This is a genomic window from Rhodopseudomonas parapalustris, from assembly GCF_053772255.1.
Window position 1 is genome coordinate 197,051 of sequence record NZ_JAMKBZ010000003.1, and the last position, 16,516, is coordinate 213,566.

Genomic DNA, 16,516 nt, shown 5'->3' on the forward strand with positions numbered 1-16,516 from the left:
ATATTGCAGCGCATCACGCTACGCGATTGTGCGCAGCGTTGATCGTGCCTAGATAATGGTTGCCGCTTGCAGCGACGGGCGGCGACCGCGACAGGGCACGCCATATGACCAGCGCCGCGATCACTGCGCCGACCGAACTGAATCGGCCGATGACCGATCCGTTCGGGCGGACGATCGACTATCTGCGTGTTTCGATCACCGACCGCTGCGACTTCCGCTGTGTGTACTGCATGGCGGAAGACATGACCTTCCTGCCCCGCGCCGACCTGCTGACGCTGGAAGAGCTCGACCGGTTGTGTTCGGCGTTCATCGCCAAGGGTGTGCGCAAGCTCCGGCTCACCGGCGGCGAGCCGCTTGTCCGTCGCAACATGATGTCGCTGGTCCGGTCGCTGTCCCGGCACCTGAAAAGCGGCGCGCTCGACGAACTCACCCTCACCACCAACGGCTCGCAGCTCGCCCGCTTCGCCGCAGAGCTCGCCGATTGCGGCGTCCGCCGCGTCAACGTCTCGCTCGACACGCTCGACCCGGACGAGTTCCGCCGGATCACCCGCTGGGGCGATCTCGACCGGGTACTGGCGGGGATCGACGCTGCCCGCGCCGCTGGCCTTGCGGTGAAGATCAATACCGTGGTGCTGAAGGGCGCCAACGAGGACGAGATCCCGTCCCTGATGCGATGGGCCCACGGCCTCGGCATGGGGCTGACGCTGATCGAAGTCATGCCGCTCGGCGAAATTGGCGAAGGCCGGATTGATCAGTACGTGCCGCTGTCGCTGGTCCGCGCCAGGCTGGCGGCCAACTACACGCTGACCGATCTGCCCGATCGTACCGGCGGCCCCGCGCGCTACGTCCGAGTCGAGGAGACCGGCGGCAAGCTCGGCTTCATCACTCCGCTGACGCACAATTTCTGCGAATCCTGCAATCGGGTGCGGATCACCTGCACCGGGACCATCCACACCTGCCTCGGCCACGAGGACGCTTCCGACCTGCGGCGGCCACTACGCGCCTCGGCGGACGACGCCCTGCTCAGCGACGCAATCGATCGGGCGATCGGCACCAAGCCGAAGGGGCACGACTTCATCATCGACCGCCGTCATAACCGGCCGAGCGTCAGCCGGCACATGAGCGTTACCGGCGGCTGAGAGCTTCCGCCTGCTGACTAATCATTATGCTGAAGACCGCTCCTGACTTCTATTTTCCAATTGACGGAACGATAATGCACTGATTTGGTGCCCTCGCTTCGCGGGCCCTCGGCTGCAAAAGCCGCTTCGCGTCGTCTTTACGCAGGCCTGGCGAAACGGGAGGAGACCGAGCGTTGCGAGCATTGCTTGGACTGAGCAGGACTATCGACGCCTTCAATACGGTGGTCGGCCGTTGGCTGTCGTGGCTGATCGTGGTGGCGGTTCTGATTTCTGCGACCAACGCCGTCGTCCGCAAGCTGTTCGACATGTCGTCCAACTCGTTTCTGGAACTGCAGTGGGTGCTGTTCAGCGTGGTGTTCATGCTGTGCTCGCCCTGGACTCTGCTCAGCAACGAGCACATCCGCATCGACATCATCAATCACAACCTCCCGCTCAAGCTGCGCGGCTGGATCGACATGATCGGACACGTCTTTTTCCTCATGCCGTTCGCGATCATTCTGCTGTGGTGGTCGATCCCGTTCTTCCTGGTCTCCTGGCAGCAGAACGAACAGTCGTTCAGCGCCGGCGGCCTGCCGCAATGGCCGGCGAAATCGCTGATCATGATCATGTGCGTGCTGCTGATCATTCAGGGCATCTCGGAGATCATCAAGCGCTTCGCGATGATGGTCGGCGCCATTCCGGACAGCAACGCATCCGCACAAAGCGCGCACAGTTCGGCCGAGATGGAAGCCGAACGACTGCTCATCAACGTCAACGGCGATACAAAATAAGTCGCTTCGTGGTCATCGCATTGGGGGGCCGGTCCGCATGACCGCACTGTTGATCCACTACATGGCGCCGATCATGTTCGCGTCATTGGTGGTCTTTCTGCTGCTGGGATATCCGGTGGCGTTTTCGCTCGCCGCCAACGGCCTGATGTTCGCCTTCCTCGGGATCGAACTCGGCCTGTTCCGTCCCGACTTCCTGCAGGCGCTGCCCGATCGCGTCTACGGAGTGATGAACAACGAAACGCTGCTGGCGATTCCGTTCTTCACATTCATGGGGCTGGTGCTGGAGAGATCCGGCATGGCCGAGGATCTGCTCGAGACCATCGGGCAATTGTTCGGCTCGATCCGCGGCGGCATCGCGTATGCGGTGGTGTTCGTCGGCGCCCTGCTCGCCGCCACCACCGGCGTGGTGGCAGCCTCGGTGATCTCGATGGGACTGATCTCCCTGCCGATCATGCTGCGCTACGGCTACGACCGCCGCGTCGCCACCGGTATCATCGCCGCCTCCGGCACGCTGGCCCAGATCATCCCGCCGTCGCTGGTGCTGATCGTGATGGCCGACCAGCTCGGCCGCTCGGTCGGCGACATGTACGAAGGCGCCTTCATCCCGGGCATCGTGCTGTCGCTGCTCTATGCGAGCTACATCTTCCTGGTGACGGTGTTCGCGCCAAAGGCGGCGCCCGGCCTGCCGCTGGAGGCGCAGACCTTGCGCGAGCCCGAGACCGCGCGGCATCCGCTGATCATGCCGCTTGCCGCCCTCTCGGCCGGCGGCGTGGCGTATCTGCTGACCGTGCATTGGGGCCTGTTCGACTGGAGCATGCCGGCCTTCGACAAGGTCGGCCTGTCGAAGCTGGTGATGCAGGGCTTCTGGTTCGTGATCCTGACGGCGGTGCTGTTCCGCCCGTTCATCGGCATCATCCGCACCATGACGATGTCGCTGTATCTGGTGATCGTCGCCTCGACGGCGGTCGGCATCTTCGCGATGGGCTTCACCGAGGTGAAGTCCGGCGCCGACTACATCGTGCTGACGATGTCGGTCACCGTGGCGCTGTCGTTCGTGATCGCCGTGCTGAACCGGCTGCTCCGATTGAAGCTGCTGTCCAAGCTCGCCGAGCAGGTCGTGTTCGTGATGGTGCCGCCGCTCGGCCTGATCTTCCTGGTGCTCGGCACCATCTTCATCGGCGTCGCGACGCCGACCGAAGGCGGCGCGATGGGCGCGACGGGCGCCATTCTGCTGGCGCTCGCCAAGCGTCGCCTCACCTTCGACATCACTCGCCAGGCCACTGAATCGACCGCCAAGCTGACGGCGTTCGTGGTGATGATCCTGGTCGGCGCCCGCGTGTTTTCGCTGACCTTCTACGGCGTCGACGGCCATCGCTGGGTCGAGGAGATGCTGGTGTCGCTGCCCGGCGGCCAGCTTGGCTTCCTGATCTTCGTCAACATCTTCGTGTTCGTGCTGGCGTTCTTCCTCGACTTCTTCGAGCTCGCCTTCATCGTCATCCCGTTGCTCGGTCCGCCGGCGGAGAAGCTCGGCATCGACCTGATCTGGTTCGGCGTGATCCTCGGGGTGAACATGCAGACCTCGTTCATGCATCCACCGTTCGGATTCGCGCTGTTCTATCTGCGCTCGGTGGCGCCGAAGCTGCCCTATATCGACCGGATCAGCGGCAAGCAGATGGCACCGGTCACCACCGCGCAGATCTATTGGGGCTCGGTCCCGTTCGTGATCATCCAGCTCATCATGGTGGCGCTGGTGATCGCCTTCCCGGCGATGGTGATGCACTACAAAGGCGCGGCCTCGACCGTCGACCCCTCCAAGGTGAAGATCGAGATCCCGCAGATCGAGATGCCGCAGCTCGACTTCGGCCCGCCGAAATTCTGATCAAGTACAATTTCCGTCATTGCGAGGAGCGCAGCGACGAAGCAATCCAGTTCAGTGCACTGAGCTTGATTGCTTCGCTCCGCTCGCAATGACGTCTTGATCGAAGCAGCAGACAACAAAAAAGCCCGGCCTCCTTGCGGAGGCCGGGCTGATTGTTTTCTGCGATGCTTGCTGGATCAGCCGCGGGTGCGCGAGCGGATCATGAAGCTGTCGTAGGTGTATTCGGCGACCTGCCACCACAGATATTCGTCCGAGCGATAGGCCTGCATCGCGTCGATCGCCTTCTTGAAGTCGGGGTTCTTCGCGGAAAGCTCGGCCCACAGCTCGTTGGTGGCCTTGAGGCAGGCGTCGAGGATTTCGTTGGAGAACGGACGGAGCTGCGTGCCGCTCGCGACCAGACGCTTGAGCGCGGTCGGATTGAGCATGTCGTAGCGGGCGTTCATCCAGGTGTTGGTGTTCACCGCGGCGTTGGCGAGGATCGACTGATAGGTCTTCGGCAGCGCGTTGAACTTCTCGAGGTTGGTGAAGGCGTGCACGGTCGGGCCGCCTTCCCAGAAGCCCGGGTAGTAGTAGTACTTCGCGACCTTCTGGAAGCCGAGCTTCTCGTCGTCATACGGGCCGACCCACTCGGCGGCGTCGATGGTGCCCTTCTCCAGCGCCGGGTAGATGTCGCCGCCGGCGATCTGCTGCGGCACCACGCCGACCTTCTGCAGTACCTGACCGGCGATGCCGCCGATCCGCATCTTCAGGCCGCTCATATCGGCGACGGTCTTGATCTCCTTGCGGAACCAGCCGCCCATCTGGGTGCCGGTGTTGCCGCAGGGGAAGCCGACCAGGCCGTACTTCTTGTAGAATTCGTTGGCGAGTTCGTTGCCGCCGCCCTGGTACAGCCAGGAGTTCTGCTGACGGGCGTTGAGGCCGAACGGCACCGAGGCGAAAACCGCGAAGGTCGGATCCTTGCCGACATAGTAGTACGACACGGTGTGGCACATCTCGACGGTGCCGTTGGAAGTGGCGTCCAGCGCCTGCAGGCCGGGGACGACTTCGCCCGCCGCGAACACCTGGATCTGGAATTTGTTGTCCGTCATCTCGGCGACTTGCTTGGCGAGATATTCAGCGCCGCCATAGATGGTGTCGAGCGACTTCGGGAAGCTGGAGGTCAGCCGCCACTTCACCTCGGGCGACGACTGCGCGATCGCCGGTGAAGCCACCGCTGCGGTTGCAGCAGCGCCGGTAGCTGACACTTTCAGAAAGTCACGACGTTTCATAAGGCATCTCCTTGTTGCCGGCGTTTTTCCGGATTCCATGCGCGTCCGACTCGAAATGGCGAACCGCGGAGCCGTTGGTGGCGAAGCGTCTCTAACACGGATGGTCATCCGCGGAAAACGTCGCGACCAAGTAGATAACTGAGATTCAACCAAAGTCGAAGATCGAAATTCCAGCGCTGCCGCACCGCTTCGGCGAGATTGCGACAGGCGACGACGACCGCGTCAGCCTGTCGCTTCGCAGTGCATCAATTCGTCGAGAGCGCCTGCAGCCTGTCGCGCACTTTGGCGGCAATCGAGCGATAGATCGTCGCGTGTGGGCCATTCGGTTCGCTTTCCACCACAGGCCGACCGGCGTCCGAGGTCGCGCGGATTTCCATGTGCAGCGGAATTTCGCCGAGGAACGGCACACCGAGTCGTTCGGCTTCGTGGCGGGCCCCTCCATGACCGAACACGTCGGACCGGGTGCCGCATTCCGGACACAGGAAGTAGCTCATGTTCTCGATGATGCCGAGTAGCGGCACGTTGACCTTGGTGAACATCGCGAGGCCACGGCGGGCGTCGATCAGCGCCAGATCCTGCGGCGTCGACACGATGACCGCCCCCTTCAGCGGCACGGTCTGGGCGAGCGTCAACTGCGCATCGCCAGTGCCCGGCGGCATATCGACCACCAGCACGTCGAGCTTGCCCCAGTCGACGTCGCGCAGCATCTGCGTGATCGCCGACATCACCATCGGCCCACGCCAGATCATCGGTGCTTCTTCGTCGACCAGAAAGCCGATCGACATGATCGACAGGCCGAAGCGTGCGATCGGAATCATCCGGCGGCTGTCGTCGAGCTGCGGCTTCTCCTGGATGCCGGTGAGCCGCGGCACCGACGGGCCGTAGATATCGGCATCGAGCAGTCCGACCTTGAGGCCGAGGTCACGCAGGCCGAGCGCGAGATTGAGCGCGGTGGTCGATTTGCCGACGCCGCCCTTGCCCGAGGCGACCGCGATGATCGCGCCGACGCCGGGGATCTCCGCCTGCTTCGGGAGTCCAGCTCCCGGTGCGCCAGCGGGGCGGTGGGACGACACCGGAGCCACGCCGGGCCGCTGCGCCGCCGGCGCGCTGCCGGGCTTACGCTCCGCGGTCAGCGCGACCAGCGCGCTCGCCACGCCCGGCGTACCGCGCACCGCAGCTTCGGCGTCGCTGCGGACGCTCTCCCAGGCGCGAGCCTCGGCGGCATCGACATTGATCGAGAAGTACACCTTGCCGCCCGTCACGGCGATCTCCGACAGCACACCAGCCTTTGTCAGCGGCACGCCGCGCGGTGTCGTCACTTTGGCCAAGCTGTCGAGGATCTGTTGCTGGGTCACGCTCAATGGAGGTCTCCTGCCGGCGTTGCGTCCACCGACCACATGCGAACGATCGGTTCAAGCCAGGAAATGGTTCGTCGCCCGCGGGGCCGTATCGACCGCCAGCGGCGCTGAAGCGATGTATCGTCGGAACCATGCTGCAGTGCAAGACGCGCTCCGCTTCACGCCGGCCGCGAGGCCTTGCTCCGGAAGGCTCGCGCCGTATGCTGACGGCTCCTCCTCGCGCGCCTGCAATCGGGCCGCCCTCACCTCAACTCGATCAGGCGCAGCCCGGTGCGCGTCGCAAATTTGAAGGGTCCAAACATGGCCAAAGTCGCTTTCCTCGGTCTCGGCGTCATGGGGTTTCCAATGGCCGGACATCTCGTGACGAAAGGTGGCCATGACGTGACGGTGTACAACCGCACGGCCGCCAAGGCGCAGGCCTGGGCCGACAAGTTCGGCGGGCGCACCGCGCCGACGCCGGCCGAGGCCGCTGCGGGTCAGGATTTTGTGATGGCCTGCGTCGGCAACGACGACGACCTCCGCGCGGTCACCATCGGGGCCAATGGCGCCTTCGCGGCGATGACCAAGGGCGCGATTTTCGTCGACCACACCACCGCCTCGGCTGAGGTCGCGCGCGAACTCGACGCCGCCGCGCAGGCCGCCGGCTTCCATTTCATCGACGCGCCGGTGTCGGGCGGTCAGGCCGGCGCCGAGAACGGCGTGCTGACGGTGATGTGCGGCGGCCGCCCGGAGGACTTCGCCAAGGCCGAGCCGGTGATCACCGCCTATTCACGGATGTGCAAGCTGCTCGGCCCTGCCGGCAGCGGCCAGCTCACCAAGATGGTCAACCAGATCTGCATCGCCGGCCTGGTCGAAGGGCTGTCCGAGGGCATCCACTTCGCCAAGAAGGCCGGGCTCGACGTGGGTGCAGTAATCGACACCATCTCCAAGGGCGCGGCGCAGTCGTGGCAGATGGAGAACCGCCACAAGACCATGATCGACGGCAAATACGATTTCGGCTTCGCCGTCGAATGGATGCGCAAGGACCTGTCGATCTGCCTCGCCGAAGCGCGCCGCAACGGCGCCAGCCTGCCGGTGACCGCATTGGTCGACACGTTCTATGCCGAGGTCGAGAAAATGGGCGGCCGGCGCTGGGACACCTCCAGCCTGCTCGCGCGGCTGGAACGCTGATCGCACGGACCGGTGAGGCAATCGCGGTTTTCACGAGCCGTTCACCGCGATTGTTAGCCACCTGTTAACCGGAATAATTTTCCCTCTAAGGCTGCTCTTAAGGATTTGTGGCCAGATATAGGCTGGGGAAACCGCGCGCGGTCGCGCGCAGCAATTGTGTTGGTTGATGAGTGAGTCCGCCGAAAAGCCCGAAGTTTTCCAGCTTCCGGCTGAACCACCGGTGGCCGCGCCGGCGCGCAACCGGCGGGCGGCGGCTCAGCGGGTCCGCGAGGCTCGCGACCGCCTGACCTCGACCAGCGGAACGCGCCCCGCCTTCGATCACGAACTCGTCCGCCAATACGCCGAAACCCGGCTGTCCGCCTCTTATGTGGTAATGCTGCTGGTGGTGGTCACCGGCGTGCTGTTCGGCGTGTGGATGGATCCGCTGGCGGCCGGCGTCTGGACGGTCGGGATGCTCAGCATCCACGCCGTGGTAATCCGCAACTGCAGCCGCTTCCTCAAGGAAGCCCCCTCGCTGCCGCGCACCCGCACATGGCGGCGGCGCTTCGTGCTGCTCGATCTGCTGTACGGCCTCGCCTGGGCCGCCATCCTCATTCATCCGACCGGCCTCAGCGTAGTGTCGAGCACGCTGTTGATGTTCCTGATGCTGCTGGTGGTGGCGGTGTCGTCGATGCTGGCGGCGAGCCTTCCGGTCGCGGCCCTGGCCGCAACCGTGCCGGTGACCGCAACGATCGCGGTCAACTTCGCGCTCAGCGGCTCGTTCGAAAAATACGTCCTCGCCGCGCTGACGATCGCCTCCGAGATCTACTTCGCGCTGCTCGCACACCGGCTGCATTCGACCACGCTGGCGACGCTGGAGGCCCGCGCCGAGAAGGACGTGCTGATCGCCGAACTCGAGCAATCGAAGGCGATCTCCGACGAAGCGAGGCATCGCGCCGAAGCCGCCAACGTCGCCAAATCGCGCTTTCTGGCGCAGATGAGCCACGAGCTGCGCACGCCGCTCAACGCCATTCTCGGCTTCTCGGAAGTGATGAAGAGCGAGATTTTCGGCGCGCACGCGGTGCCGGCCTACAAGGACTACTCCGCCGACATTCACAATTCCGGCGTGCACCTGCTGAATCTGATCAACGAGATCCTCGATCTGTCGCGGATCGAAGCCGGCCGCTACGAGCTGAACGAAGAGGCGATCTCGCTCGTGCATGTGGTCAGCGATTGTCATCATCTGCTGAAGCTGCGGGCCACCAGCCGCGGCATCACCATCCACGAAGTGTTCGAACAAGGCATGCCGCGGATCTGGTGCGACGAGCGCGCGGTGCGCCAGGTGGTACTCAATCTGCTGTCGAACGCGATCAAGTTCACGCCGCAGGGCGGCGAGATCTGGCTCAAGGCCGGCTGGACCGCGTCGGGCGGTCAGTATCTCAGCGTCAAGGACACCGGCTCCGGGATTCCGGAAGAGGAAATTCCGATCGTGCTGGCCTCGTTCGGCCAGGGCTCGAATTCGATCAAGTCCGCCGAACAGGGCGCCGGCCTCGGGCTGCCGATCGCCAAGAGCCTGATCGACATGCACGGCGGCACCTTCACGCTGAAATCGAAGCTGCGGATCGGCACCGAGGTGATCGTCACCTTCCCGCCCGAGCGGGTGATGTCGGCCCTCGCACCGGTCGCCGACGAGGCGCCGCCGCTGCAGCCCGACGTCATGGAGACCACCACCACGGCACGGGTACGCCGGCAGCCGATCATGAACGCCGGCACCGGATTGTGAGATCGGGACTTGCGGGAGGCGACCAATGTCAGCCACCATCCGACATGAGCATCGAAACGCCCTGCATCGCGGTCTGCCTGATCGATCCGCAGACCAACCTCTGCTACGGCTGCGGCCGCACCATGCCGGAGATCGCGCGCTGGCCGCGGATGGCCAGTGCCGAACGGCTCGCCATCATGGCCGGGCTGCCTCAGCGCATGGCCGAAGCCGGCCTCGAAGTGCCGAAGCCCCGGCAGAAGCGCGCTTCCAGGACCGACACGGCGTCGTAGCCGCGCCGGCATCAGGTGCACCATGAGCCGCGTGCTGCTGGTGCTTCTGGTGTTGCTCGGCACCGCCGGCGCGGTGGTCGCCTATGGCGATCCGAAGCGGATCTCGGCGGCCGGCGACGCGATGTCGACGATGCTGAAGAAGCGCGTCGCCGCCGCCACCGCGGCAGCCGAAGCCGCCAAAGCCCGGATGGTCGATATTCCACGCGGAACCGGCGGCGAGTTCACGGTGGTGGCCAAGGTCAACGGCGTCAACGCTCCGATGGTGATCGACACCGGCGCGACCTCGGTGGTGCTGACCTACGAGACCGCCAAGGCCGCAGGGCTGCCGCTGGAGCTGCTGACCTTCAATGTCGAACTGGAAACCGCCGGAGGCCACACCCGCGCCGCGCGGCTGTCGCTCGACAGTCTGGCGATCGGCAAACTGGTCGAGCGCTCGGTGCCGGCGCTGGTGGTGCCGCGCGGCCAGATGAAAACCAATCTGCTCGGGATGAGTTTCCTCGACCGGATGGAAAGCTGGGAAGTCCGCGCCGATCAGCTCCGGCTGCGCGGGTATCCGTAGCCCGACCGCTCCAAACTTACCGACATCCTTGGTCGCTGCGGTGGTTGGAACCACGGCAACGCTCGGACACGGCAAGCATCAATGCGCGAAAAGCCAACACCCGCGAAGATGCAGCAACGGCTTGCCGACACGGCAAACGCCTTGAGATATATAGCTCTTAGGACTATACTTAACCAGACGCGTGGCAGCATGGGCGTCTACCAGACCAAGGAATTCGCCAAGTTCGCGAGAAAGGCGAAAGTTGAAAGTGCTGATTTGCTCGTAGCGGCCGCGGATGTTGCCGAGGGACGATGGGATGCGAATCTCGGCGGCGGTGTTTTCAAGCAGCGGATCGGCCGCAAAGGTGGTGGCAAGTCCGGCGGCTTCCGCACGATCATCGTTTGCAGGATGGGAGCGCACAGTTTCTTCGTTCATGGCTTCGCCAAGAACCAGAAGGCCAACATCTCGGCCAAAGAACTGGATGCGCTGAAGAAGCTGGCCACCGTCTTGCTCGCACTCGATGTCGAGGCCCTCGAGACCGCCATTGCGGCGGGTGAGATATCAGAAGTAACGGGACGACCATGACGAAGCCGACCAGCAAACGTGAGAGCGCCATCCTCGCAACGGTCCACAAGACCGCCGCTGGCCTCGCCCGCGCGAAAATCATCGACAAAGCGACGATGCGTGAGTTCGACGAACTGTGCCTGACGCCGGTCGATCCGATGGCGCCCGACGAGATCAAGGCATTGCGGGAACGCGAGCAGGTCTCGCAACCGGTTTTCGCGCGCTATCTCAATGTGCGCAAAGACGCGGTGAGCAAGTGGGAACGCGGCGAAAAACGGCCCGACGGCCCATCACTGAAACTGCTCAACCTCGTCAAAGCCAAAGGTCTGAGCGCTATCGCGTAGTACACACCTCGCGGGCCGCGGCTCAAGCCGCTTCGGTCGCCCGCTCCGTCACCGCCACCATTGCCTTCAGCAAGACGTTGGCATCGGCGTCGGGCTTGACACCGAACTCTGATAGATAGCGCCGGAACGCGCGCGCGCCGGGCACGCCCTGATACGCGCCGATGACGTGGCGAGTGATGGCGTGCAGACGCAGGCCCTGCGCGAGATGCCGCTCGATATACGGGATCAGCGCTTCGAGCGCGTCCTTCATCGAGGGATATTGCGCAGGCTCGCCGAACAATTCGGGATCGACGTCCAGCAGCCGCCACGGCTCCTGATAGGCTGCGCGGCCAAGCATCACGCCGTCGACGTGATCGAGATGCCGTTTGGCTTCTGCGATGCTGCCGATGCCGCCGTTGATGATGATCGGCACCTGCGGCATCGCCTGCTTCAGCCGATACACCCGATCGTAATCGAGCGGCGGGATATGGCGGTTCTCCTTCGGCGACAGCCCGTTCAGCCAGGCCTTGCGGGCATGCACGATCAGCGCATCGGCACCGGCGGCGACCACCGCCCGCGCCAGCGCATCGAGCGCAACTTCCGGGTCCTGATCGTCGATGCCGATCCGGCACTTCACCGTCACCGGCACGGCGACCGCGCGCTTCATCGCGGCAACGCCTTCGGCGACCAGCTCCGGCTCCGCCATCAGGCAGGCGCCGAACCGCCCCTCCTTCACCCGATCGGACGGGCAACCGACATTGATGTTGATCTCGTCGTAGCCGAAGTCCTCGCCGATTTTGGCCGAGGTGGCGAGATCGCCCGGGTTGGAGCCGCCGAGCTGCAGCGCCACCGGATGTTCGCTCGGATCGAAGCCGAGCAGCCGCTGCCGGTCACCGTGGATCACCGCTCCGGTGGTGACCATCTCGGTGTAGAGCAACGCGCGCCCGGTCAGCAGCCGATGGAAGACGCGACAATGACTGTCGGTCCATTCCATCATCGGTGCGACGGAGAAGCGATGTGGCTGATGGAGCTGCATATTTCAGTATGTCGGCGGATTGGCCGGCGGCGTCAAGAGCCCGGCGCGCGCGCCTCCGTCGCGTTCGATTCAAATGCGACGGGCGGATTGACCGGCCACAATGCCGCCGCGCGGCAGGCTTTGCTACGATATCAGCATCATAATGAGCCCCTCGCCCGCGGTGCTCGGCGCGCTGCCGGCTGGATTTGACAGTGCGGTCCGTCCGCGTGGATAGTTCGCCGGATGCAGCGCGGGGCTCGGCTGCACGGTCTTCGCTGCGCCTCGCGCGACTCTGCCGGCGACGCCCACGCGGGCGACGGCAAGCACAGGTTCTTCCATGAAATTCACCACACGATTGGTCCTGCTGGTCACGGTGCTGACGGTCGGCGCCACGCTCGTGACCGCCGCGCTGCTGACCTGGACCACACGGCGCGCGATCATCACCGAGGCGGAGGCGTCAGGTGAAAAGGTGGCGCGGCTGCTGGCGCGCAGCGCCAGCCTCGCCGCCTCGATCCCGACCGAGGTCGAAGGCATCATCGCCGAAGAGATGACCGCGGAAGGCGTTCTACTCGGACATTTCGTCGAAGCGGCCGAACGCGCCCGGATGACGCCGGATGAAATCAATCGCCGGCTCAAGTCGATCGCGGACCAAACAACACTCGACGAGATCTGGATCACCGACGAGAAGGGCCACGCCTATCTGCACAGCCTGCCGGACGTCGATTTCACCTTCAGCAACTCGCCGCAACTGCAGCCGCAGGCCTACGCCTTCTATGATCTGCTCTCCGGCAAGAAGAAGGTGGTCAATCAGGACGCCCGCAAGCGCGACATCGACAATCAGCATTTCAAATATGTCGGCGTCGGCGGCATCGACAAGCCGCGGATCATCCAGGTCGGACGCAGCGCCAAATTCCTCCAGCAACTGACGATGAAGATCGGCCTGCCGCGCACGGTCGAGAATCTGCTCGCCGACGGCGACATCGACGCGGTGTGGGTGTTCGACCGCAAGCTCGACGCGCTCGTCGGCCCCGGCGTGTACGGCGCGGATCGCCGCGACGGTCCCAATGAAAAAGAGCTGGGCCCGGTGCGGCTGGTGATTGCCGATGGCCAGACCCGACACGTCGAGAGCCGCCAGAACCTGAGCGTGATCGCGCCGGTGCGCAACGACCAGAAGGAGATCGTCGGCGCCGCGCTGGTGCGCTTGCCGATGAACCGCGTATGGGCCACGGTGCAGAGTCAGGCTGAAATCGCCGCCGTGACGGCGTCTGCGATCGCCGCGCTCGGCATCCTGCTGTCGATCGGTGTCGCGCGCTATCAGTCGGCGCCGCTGCGCCAGATCACCCGCGCCGCAGCCGCTCTGGAAACGCAGAAATTCGATCCGGCACTGCTCACCCCTGTCGCGCAACGCCGCGACGAGCTCGGCCAACTGGCACGGGTGTTCACCGGCATGGCCGGACAAGTCGCCGCGCGCGAAGAACATCTCGACTCGATGGTCAAGCTGCGTACCGAGGAGTTGGAGACTCGCAACCGCAGCCTCGAAGGGCTGTCGGCGGCGCTGTCGAAATATCTGTCCCCGCAGGTCTACTCCTCGATCTTCAGCGGTCATCAGGACGCGGAGATCGCTTCCAAGCGCAAGAAGCTGACGATCTTCCTGTCCGACATCGCCAACTTCACCGCCACCACCGACAAGTTGGAATCGGAAGATCTCACCGCGATGCTCAACCGCTATCTCGCCGAGATGGCGCAGATCGCGCTCAAGCACGGCGCCACCATCGACAAATATGTCGGCGACGCCGTGCTCGCCTTCTTCGGCGATCCGGAGAGCCGCGGCGTCAAGGAGGACGCGGTCGCCTGCGTGATGATGGCGATCGAAATGCAGGAGAAGCTGCGGCAGCTCGAAATGGAGTGGATCGACGCCGGCGCCGAGCGTCCATTCCGCGTCCGCATCGGCATCAACACCGGCTTCTGCACCGTCGGCAATTTCGGCAGCCCCGATCGGATGGACTACACCATCGTCGGCGGCGCGGTGAATCTCACTTCGCGCCTGGAGCAGAACTGCGAGCCCGGGTCGATCCTGATCTCGCACGTCACCTGGTCGCTGGTGAACGACCTGATCGACGCCGAAGAGCGCCCCGCCCTCACCGTGAAGGGTTTCACCGAGCCGGTGCGTGCCTATGCGGTGCGCGGCTTGAAAGCCGCAGCATCGACCGACGTGATCCGCAAGGAGCTGCCGGGCATGCGGCTGTTCATCGACACCGGAACGGCGGACCGCACCGAGGTGAAGCAGACGCTCGTGCAGGTGGTCGAGGACCTCGACAAGAGCTGAGGTCGCCGGCCCTCGGTCGCTACCTGTCTGGCGCCACGGTGATCTCCTTGAGCTCGCCGTCCGACACCACCACCACGACGAACACCAGCTTCTGGTCGTTCAGATGCAGTCCCGCGCTGATTGCGCGGCCGCGGCCGAGCTTCTCGGCGATCACCACGGCTTCCGAGAGCCTCATCCGGGCCCGCCGAAAGCCGGCGAGTTCGCGCTGAACCTCGGGGGACAGCTCGGAGATAGACATCTCGGCCTGCGCGCGCAGAATCGTCCGGGTGGCGGCATCGATGATCGCGGTCCACACCTCACCGCCGCGATCCGCCTTGACCTCGAAGTAAGGAGCCGCCCCGTCGTCGCTCAGGTTGAGGTCGTAGACGCGCGCACCGGGGAGCTTCTTCTCCACCAGCCGGATCAAATCCGCGCCGCTGCCGGGCGCGATGGTCACTGAACCAGTCGGCGCGTCGCCGGGCTTCGCCGTCGGCGGCCGGGCGGCCGTCTCGCCGCCGCGATCGGACAACGCCGCCGTCACCGGGCACAGCAGCATCACGGCCGCCAACACCGCCGTCGCGAACCGGATTGCCGGCATCGTCGTCTCACCCACCCAGTGCCAGCTCTGCGATCGAGAGCGCCTCGTCAGCGGGCACCGGCCACGCGCCGCGCCGAAGTCTGCGCCGCGACCGATGCCGGCGTCGTATCGTCCGATGGCGGCGCACTGGACCAGGCATGGCCGCTGCGGGCACGATCGTAACCGTATTGATACAATGCCCGCATGTAGGCGGTATCGAAGCCGGCCGGCGACGGCGGACGGTCGCTCTCGATATAGCTCAGGTGGAAGCCGTATTTGTTGCGCCGGGCCACCGAGTAGGTGCTGTAGAGGATCGATCGGGTCTGCGCCTTGATCATCGTCGACGACGCGCGCGCGGCGATATCGAGAGCCCGGTCGCGCACCACCTGGAATTCCGGCTCGATCTTGTTGTTCATCAGAATGTAGAGCTGCAGGTTCAACGCTTTGGCCCCGGAGGCGCTGCGCATCAGATAGGCTTCCGGCAACGTCAGCACGGGCGACATCACGCCGCCATCGACGTGCATCTCCTGAAACGTGGCACCGTTGGCCGCCTCGGCGGTGACCAGCATCGGCGGGAACACCGCCGGGATGCTGGCCGAGGCCGCCACCACGTTGCGGAACAGCTCGAGGCTGGCGGGCGTCCGCAGCGATGCGATCCGGCCCATGTTCCAGATCACCGAGCGCTGCGAGTCGAGATTGGTGGTGACCACGAACAGCAGTCGCCCCTTGGCGTATTCGTCCGCCACGTCCGAGACGAACCGCGCGTCGATGTAGCGTGCCACCATCTCGCGCAGCCGCTGATTTCCGAACAACCCGGAGCCGAAGATCGCGTTGAGCGGATTCGGATCGTCGAGCAGAGTCTCGGCGACCCCGCTGGTGTAGAGTTGCCGCAGCGTCTCATCGTAGCTCGGGCCGAGAAACGCGAACGGTGCGATCAGCGCGCCGGTGCTGACACCCGAGACGATCGAGAACGACGGGCGGTTGCCGGCCGCGCTCCACCCCGCCAAGACTCCCGCGCCATAAGCCCCGTCGGCACCGCCACCCGACAACGCCAGGTAGTTCCGCGGGCCGCCACTCAGTTGCTCTTCACCAAATGCGGACGGAGGATCGTCGGCGTAGCGTCGCAGGTCGTCGCGATCGAGTACCCTTGCCTGGGCGGCTTCCGCGGCCGTGTAGGGCACGCGGGGCAGGCTGGCACAGCCGGCGAGCCAGCAGCTCGACGCCAACACACACAGCACCATGAAGGAACGCAGCAAACGAGGCATCACGCCACCCGCCAGAACGAGGAACTTGAACTCATGGAGCCGACGGAGAGTCGGCCGGCGAACTGCTCCGCGCATCGGCGGTCTCGAAACGGTGACCCGGCGCCAGAACGCGCTCGAGATAGTCCTGATGAATCGCCTGGACGGTTTTGCGATCGTCGAATTTCACCCGCCAACTACTCGGCGAACCCTGCCCGACGATCACGCCTTCGCGGGTTCCATAGCGCGGATGCCGCTCACGGCCGCGCGCGCTCATCCGGACGCGGGCGCCGCGACACAACGACTGGTCTGGAACTGTGCTTCTCGAACTCGCCATT

General features: G+C 64.7%; 16 protein-coding genes. 10 read left to right on the top strand and 6 right to left on the bottom strand.

Annotation, left to right across the window (positions count from 1 at the left end; translation table 11 throughout):
* Positions 1-104: 104 nt before the first annotated feature.
* From moaA to M9H71_RS04425, 3 genes are all read left to right on the top strand, one after another.
* Entirely contained in the window at positions 105-1,139 is a 1,035-nt protein-coding gene (gene moaA, locus M9H71_RS04415; protein ID WP_455403870.1) for a GTP 3',8-cyclase MoaA, read from the top strand.
* Positions 1,140-1,312: 173 nt separating this feature from the next.
* On the top strand, positions 1,313-1,909 hold the full coding sequence (locus M9H71_RS04420; RefSeq protein WP_455403871.1) for a TRAP transporter small permease subunit: 597 nt from the start codon (positions 1,313-1,315) through the stop codon (positions 1,907-1,909).
* A 37-nt stretch (positions 1,910-1,946) separates the two neighbouring features.
* Positions 1,947-3,788: a TRAP transporter large permease gene (locus tag M9H71_RS04425; protein ID WP_455403872.1), complete on the top strand. Its 1,842-nt coding sequence runs from the start codon at positions 1,947-1,949 to the stop codon at positions 3,786-3,788.
* A 176-nt stretch (positions 3,789-3,964) separates the two neighbouring features.
* Here the strand turns inward: M9H71_RS04425 and M9H71_RS04430 are convergent, their stop codons facing one another.
* Together M9H71_RS04430 and M9H71_RS04435 are read right to left on the bottom strand one after the other, a co-directional pair.
* Positions 3,965-5,056 (bottom strand): TRAP transporter substrate-binding protein, encoded by a 1,092-nt coding sequence (locus tag M9H71_RS04430; RefSeq protein ID WP_455403873.1) that lies wholly within the window; start codon positions 5,054-5,056, stop codon positions 3,965-3,967.
* A 245-nt stretch (positions 5,057-5,301) separates the two neighbouring features.
* Positions 5,302-6,417, bottom strand: coding sequence for a P-loop NTPase (locus M9H71_RS04435; RefSeq protein WP_455403874.1), 1,116 nt, complete (start codon positions 6,415-6,417; stop codon positions 5,302-5,304).
* Positions 6,418-6,714: 297 nt separating this feature from the next.
* On the opposite strand from M9H71_RS04435, the gene M9H71_RS04440 reads away from it, so the two are divergent.
* The 6 genes from M9H71_RS04440 (at position 6,715) to M9H71_RS04465 (ending at position 11,061) form a co-directional block, all read left to right on the top strand.
* Entirely contained in the window at positions 6,715-7,584 is an 870-nt protein-coding gene (locus M9H71_RS04440; RefSeq protein ID WP_455403875.1) for an NAD(P)-dependent oxidoreductase, read from the top strand.
* A 166-nt stretch (positions 7,585-7,750) separates the two neighbouring features.
* The gene (locus M9H71_RS04445; protein ID WP_455403876.1) at positions 7,751-9,346 is read left to right on the top strand and encodes a sensor histidine kinase; all 1,596 of its coding nucleotides are present in this window, start codon (positions 7,751-7,753) and stop codon (positions 9,344-9,346) included.
* A gap of 44 nt (positions 9,347-9,390) precedes the next feature.
* Positions 9,391-9,615, top strand: coding sequence for a DUF1289 domain-containing protein (locus tag M9H71_RS04450; RefSeq protein WP_455403877.1), 225 nt, complete (start codon positions 9,391-9,393; stop codon positions 9,613-9,615).
* A gap of 22 nt (positions 9,616-9,637) precedes the next feature.
* The gene (locus M9H71_RS04455) at positions 9,638-10,174 is read left to right on the top strand and encodes a TIGR02281 family clan AA aspartic protease (RefSeq protein WP_455403878.1); all 537 of its coding nucleotides are present in this window, start codon (positions 9,638-9,640) and stop codon (positions 10,172-10,174) included.
* A 189-nt stretch (positions 10,175-10,363) separates the two neighbouring features.
* On the top strand, positions 10,364-10,738 hold the full coding sequence (locus tag M9H71_RS04460; protein ID WP_455403879.1) for a type II toxin-antitoxin system RelE/ParE family toxin: 375 nt from the start codon (positions 10,364-10,366) through the stop codon (positions 10,736-10,738).
* Positions 10,735-11,061 carry a helix-turn-helix domain-containing protein gene (locus tag M9H71_RS04465; RefSeq protein ID WP_455403880.1) on the top strand — a complete coding sequence of 109 codons (327 nt, stop codon included), beginning with the start codon at positions 10,735-10,737 and terminating at the stop codon, positions 11,059-11,061. Before M9H71_RS04460 ends, M9H71_RS04465 begins: the two co-directional genes overlap by 4 nt.
* 22 nt (positions 11,062-11,083) lie before the next feature.
* On the opposite strand, the gene dusA is transcribed toward M9H71_RS04465, so the two are convergent.
* On the bottom strand, positions 11,084-12,076 hold the full coding sequence (gene dusA, locus M9H71_RS04470; RefSeq protein WP_455403881.1) for a tRNA dihydrouridine(20/20a) synthase DusA: 993 nt from the start codon (positions 12,074-12,076) through the stop codon (positions 11,084-11,086).
* Between the two features lie 316 nt (positions 12,077-12,392).
* Between dusA and M9H71_RS04475 the strand changes: the two genes are divergently transcribed.
* Entirely contained in the window at positions 12,393-14,381 is a 1,989-nt protein-coding gene (locus M9H71_RS04475; RefSeq protein ID WP_455403882.1) for an adenylate/guanylate cyclase domain-containing protein, read from the top strand.
* Positions 14,382-14,400: 19 nt separating this feature from the next.
* Here M9H71_RS04475 and M9H71_RS04480 read toward each other — a convergent pair whose 3' ends face one another.
* The 3 genes from M9H71_RS04480 to M9H71_RS04490 are packed head-to-tail and all read right to left on the bottom strand — an operon-like array spanning position 14,401 to position 16,515.
* Positions 14,401-14,958 (bottom strand): PepSY domain-containing protein, encoded by a 558-nt coding sequence (locus M9H71_RS04480; RefSeq protein WP_455403883.1) that lies wholly within the window; start codon positions 14,956-14,958, stop codon positions 14,401-14,403.
* A gap of 47 nt (positions 14,959-15,005) precedes the next feature.
* A complete protein-coding gene (locus M9H71_RS04485; protein WP_455403884.1) occupies positions 15,006-16,202 on the bottom strand; it encodes a patatin-like phospholipase family protein in 1,197 nt (398 codons plus the stop codon).
* A 31-nt stretch (positions 16,203-16,233) separates the two neighbouring features.
* Positions 16,234-16,515, bottom strand: coding sequence for a hypothetical protein (locus tag M9H71_RS04490; protein WP_455403885.1), 282 nt, complete (start codon positions 16,513-16,515; stop codon positions 16,234-16,236).
* Between the last annotated feature and the right edge of the window lies 1 nt (position 16,516).

Bases quoted from the DNA above. Each gene is read 5' to 3' on its own strand.
- M9H71_RS04490 (WP_455403885.1), bottom strand. From the start codon at position 16,515: ATGGCGAGTTCGAGAAGCACAGTTCCAGACCAGTCGTTGTGTCGCGGC.
- M9H71_RS04440 (WP_455403875.1), top strand. From the start codon at position 6,715: ATGGCCAAAGTCGCTTTCCTCGGTCTCGGCGTCATGGGGTTTCCAATG.
- M9H71_RS04485 (WP_455403884.1), bottom strand. From the start codon at position 16,202: ATGCCTCGTTTGCTGCGTTCCTTCATGGTGCTGTGTGTGTTGGCGTCG.
- moaA (WP_455403870.1), top strand. From the start codon at position 105: ATGACCAGCGCCGCGATCACTGCGCCGACCGAACTGAATCGGCCGATG.
- M9H71_RS04465 (WP_455403880.1), top strand. From the start codon at position 10,735: ATGACGAAGCCGACCAGCAAACGTGAGAGCGCCATCCTCGCAACGGTC.
- M9H71_RS04445 (WP_455403876.1), top strand. From the start codon at position 7,751: ATGAGTGAGTCCGCCGAAAAGCCCGAAGTTTTCCAGCTTCCGGCTGAA.
- dusA (WP_455403881.1), bottom strand. From the start codon at position 12,076: ATGCAGCTCCATCAGCCACATCGCTTCTCCGTCGCACCGATGATGGAA.
- M9H71_RS04450 (WP_455403877.1), top strand. From the start codon at position 9,391: ATGAGCATCGAAACGCCCTGCATCGCGGTCTGCCTGATCGATCCGCAG.
- M9H71_RS04430 (WP_455403873.1), bottom strand. From the start codon at position 5,056: ATGAAACGTCGTGACTTTCTGAAAGTGTCAGCTACCGGCGCTGCTGCA.
- M9H71_RS04460 (WP_455403879.1), top strand. From the start codon at position 10,364: ATGGGCGTCTACCAGACCAAGGAATTCGCCAAGTTCGCGAGAAAGGCG.
- M9H71_RS04475 (WP_455403882.1), top strand. From the start codon at position 12,393: ATGAAATTCACCACACGATTGGTCCTGCTGGTCACGGTGCTGACGGTC.
- M9H71_RS04455 (WP_455403878.1), top strand. From the start codon at position 9,638: ATGAGCCGCGTGCTGCTGGTGCTTCTGGTGTTGCTCGGCACCGCCGGC.
- M9H71_RS04425 (WP_455403872.1), top strand. From the start codon at position 1,947: ATGACCGCACTGTTGATCCACTACATGGCGCCGATCATGTTCGCGTCA.
- M9H71_RS04480 (WP_455403883.1), bottom strand. From the start codon at position 14,958: ATGCCGGCAATCCGGTTCGCGACGGCGGTGTTGGCGGCCGTGATGCTG.